1 protein-coding gene and 1 pseudogene are annotated in these 926 nt (G+C 68.5%); both read right to left on the bottom strand.

Features of this window, described 5'->3' with window-relative positions; translation table 11 throughout:
* Window positions 1-53: 53 nt before the first annotated feature.
* A pseudogene (locus tag AC1DWF_RS32875) lies at window positions 54-530 on the bottom strand (MaoC family dehydratase).
* A partial coding sequence (locus tag AC1DWF_RS32870) for a hydantoinase B/oxoprolinase family protein (protein ID WP_476842702.1) occupies window positions 527-926 on the bottom strand: 400 nt, incomplete at its 5' end. The gene AC1DWF_RS32870 and the pseudogene AC1DWF_RS32875, both read right to left, overlap by 4 nt.

Genomic DNA, 926 nt, shown 5'->3' with positions numbered 1-926 from the left:
TTCCCGTCCCTCCGTGATTTCTGAGGAAAGGGTGTCGCGCGAGGAGGTCAGGGTCAACCGGCCAGACGCTTCCGGAGGAGATAGCGCTGGCGGCCTTCCATCACGAGGACGCCCGCCTGGTTGTGCTCGGTGGAGGTAAGGCCCAGCACGCCGGTGGTGCGGCCCGGCGTCAGCTCATCCACGGTGAGCATCGCGTAGAGCGTATCGCCGACGAAGACCGGGTGCGGGAACTTGCTGGACTGCTCCAGGAAGCCCTTCAGGCTGTCCTCGATGAGGAAGGGTAGCAGCCCGGCGCCGGCCGCCGTCTGGATCAGCACCTGGAAGCCGTGCGCGAGCATATGCGGCATGCCGCGGGCGCGGCAGAACTCCACGTCATAGTGGATGGGGTGATTGTCGCCGGAGGCCGCCTGGAAGGCCAGGAAGATGGCCTCCGTCATCGTCCGGCTGGGGAGCCGGAAGGCCTCGCCAATGGAAAAATCCTCGAATCAGCGCTGCGGCGCGAGGCGGTGCTGCGTCGGGTCGAAGCTCACAGGTAGCCCATCGCCTCGTCATGCGCCTTCGCCGCCGGCGTCCGATCCGCGACTGGTCCGAATCCGCCGCCGCCCGAGGTCTCCAGCCTGACAACGTCGCCATGGCGCAGCGGCAGGTTGTCGGTCTTGGGCGGAATGGGCGATTCCGCGCCATCGCGCCGCAGGACGAGCTCGCCCGGCGCCGCGGAGCCGCCGCCGGCGAGGCCGTAGGGCGCGTGGTCGAAGCGGTCCATATTCGCGGTGAAGAAGCAGCGCGGGCTGTCGATCCGCCACTCACGGACCAGCCCGAGGCCGCCGCGGAATTTTCCCTCGCCGCCGCTGCCGTCGCGCAACCCGTAGCGGACCACGGTGAGCGGCAGCTGCGCCTCGATCATCTCGATGGGGATGTTGCTGTTG

It is taken from the genome of Aminobacter sp. P4_D5, from assembly GCF_056401815.1.
This window is presented reverse-complemented; position numbering and strand designations above follow the sequence as displayed.